Origin of the sequence: Variovorax sp. WDL1, assembly GCF_001541225.1 — a bacterium.
Taxonomy (GTDB): Bacteria; Pseudomonadota; Gammaproteobacteria; order Burkholderiales; family Burkholderiaceae_C; genus Variovorax.
Window position 1 is genome coordinate 1 of the sequence record NZ_LMTS01000019.1, and the last position, 1,809, is coordinate 1,809.

The 1,809-nt window shown below is 61.2% G+C and carries 4 protein-coding genes; 3 read left to right on the plus strand and 1 reads right to left on the minus strand.

The features are described 5' to 3' along the window. Window positions 1–357, minus strand: a 357-nt coding sequence (locus tag APY03_RS43180; protein ID WP_102906323.1) for a hypothetical protein, incomplete at its 3' end; no start/stop codon positions are given. Between the two features lie 354 nt (window positions 358–711). On the opposite strand from APY03_RS43180, the gene APY03_RS01815 reads away from it, so the two are divergent. From APY03_RS01815 to APY03_RS42285, 3 genes are all read left to right on the plus strand, one after another. Then, window positions 712–888: a type II toxin-antitoxin system HicA family toxin gene (locus APY03_RS01815; protein WP_068673364.1), complete on the plus strand. Its 177-nt coding sequence runs from the start codon at window positions 712–714 to the stop codon at window positions 886–888. 9 nt (window positions 889–897) lie between these two features. Further along, complete coding sequence (locus APY03_RS01820) at window positions 898–1,314, plus strand: type II toxin-antitoxin system HicB family antitoxin (RefSeq protein ID WP_068673366.1); 417 nt, start codon at window positions 898–900, stop codon at window positions 1,312–1,314. Between the two features lie 357 nt (window positions 1,315–1,671). Continuing rightward, the gene (locus tag APY03_RS42285) at window positions 1,672–1,803 is read left to right on the plus strand and encodes a helix-turn-helix domain-containing protein (RefSeq protein ID WP_162487269.1); all 132 of its coding nucleotides are present in this window, start codon (window positions 1,672–1,674) and stop codon (window positions 1,801–1,803) included. The last annotated feature ends 6 nt before the right edge of the window (window positions 1,804–1,809 follow it).

Consider the following 1,809-nt stretch of genomic DNA (forward strand, 5'->3'; position numbering starts at 1 on the left):
ACCCTCATGCTGGGCAACCCACTTGAAATTCAACAGAGCCTGTTTTTCCATGCCATTCGTCGCACCCTCGCTCCCACGGCTGCCGCCCCTGGCCTTCCTGCTCGCCGACCAGATGGAATCGCGCAAGAACATCGCCCGCCAGCGGGGCGTGAGCCTGCGCACCTGCAGCGCTACCAAGCCACCGGCAACGCACCCTGAGCCGTCTACCTGACCCTCTAGTTCGAAAGCCGCTGAGGCATGGCCGCTCTGCATGCGCAGGCTTACAACGAAGTCCAGCACGCCCGCGCCTGGATCACCTCCCTGTAGCGCGAGTGCGAGCGCCTGCGCAACGTGATCCGCGCGCTCGAGAAGGCGCATGGGCGGCCCTGCGGCCAACTCGGCGGTGTTTCATGCGACCTAGACCTGCCGGGAGATCGAACTGGTCTGCTTCCTGATGCGCAGCACGGCAGCGAGAGCCGGCACGACACCCGGCGACGCAACTGCTCAATGCGCAAGACCTAGCGAGAATCAACATTTTTGTTTATACTAGCGGTGCGGGTAGATGCGGCGCACCGATAGGCGGTGTGCAGCTCCTCCGCTCCGACGCCCGCTAGCACGCGAAGACGTGCGTCGTGGGTCGACGGACAAAGGTGCCAACTTCGGCGCGGAACAGGAGAAAAGACATGGCAACTGCAAATAGGGCGAGCGGCGCCCGATCAACTAGTTGGAAACATGAAAACTTCAGAGTTCAAGCGCTTTCTCGCCTCCAAGGGGGCCAAATTTGCTGAGGGTGCAAAGCACACGAAGGTTTATCTCGGTGGCAGGCAATGCACGCTGCCGCGTCATAGCAAGGAGATCGGCGAGGGCTTGCGTAAGAGCATCCTGCGTCAGCTCGAAATCAAAGATTGAAGGTGAACGATGTTTAGCTACCCCGCACGAGTAACGCGGGACGGCGATAGGTATATGGTGACCTTCCCGGACATTCCTGAAGCCCTGACTGGCGCCAAGAGCCGAGCCGAAGCCATCGAGTTGGCGGCGGATGCCTTGACGACGGCAATGGACTTCTATTTCGAGGATAGGCGGCCCGTCCCGATGCCATCCCCTCCAAAGCGAGGGCAGATCGCAGTCGATCTTCCCCCGAGCGTTTCGGCAAAAGTACTGTTGCTCAATGAAATGATCGCGCAGGGCAAGCGTCCTGCTGAGTTGGCGCGGTTGATGCACGCGCGTCCGCAAGAGGTCACCCGTCTAGTAGATCTGCACCATCCAACCAAGATCGATACCGTCGCGGCTGCGCTGCGCGCCATGGGCAAGCGCCTTGAGCTCCGACTTGCCTGAGCGATTGCAGGTTTTGAGGCCAGAGGAAGATTAGCGCCGCGAAATCTCAGGCCATGTTGCTTGCGGGCGACGTACTAGCACTCCCAGCAAGGGGGAGTTCAAGGCGACTGTTGGGGGCCCTGCAGCTGCCGACTACCCAAGCGCATGTTATGTTTATTTCATTCTCTCGCGCCCTCAAAGGCCGCCCGCACAGGGGAGAAGAGGGCAGAAGAGGGCGCCACCGCATCGCGACAAACTGACACTGCCTGCAGAGACGGCACCACCGCCGTCTCGCCTTTCGCAGGAGCTTCGCCATGCCATTCCTCGCGCCCACATTCGCACGGCTGCCACCCCCTGGCCTATCTGCTGGCCGACCAGATGGAATCGCGCAAGAAGATCGCCCGGCACCTGGGCGTGAGCCGGCGCACCCTGCAGCGCTACCAGGCCAGCGGCAACGCACCCCGGGCGGTTTATTTGGCTCTGGTGCAAATTTTCGGCGAAGCCAAGTGACGTTTC

Bases quoted from the DNA above. Each gene is read 5' to 3' on its own strand.
- APY03_RS01820 (WP_068673366.1), top strand. From the start codon at position 898: ATGTTTAGCTACCCCGCACGAGTAACGCGGGACGGCGATAGGTATATG.
- APY03_RS42285 (WP_162487269.1), top strand. From the start codon at position 1,672: ATGGAATCGCGCAAGAAGATCGCCCGGCACCTGGGCGTGAGCCGGCGC.
- APY03_RS01815 (WP_068673364.1), top strand. From the start codon at position 712: ATGAAAACTTCAGAGTTCAAGCGCTTTCTCGCCTCCAAGGGGGCCAAA.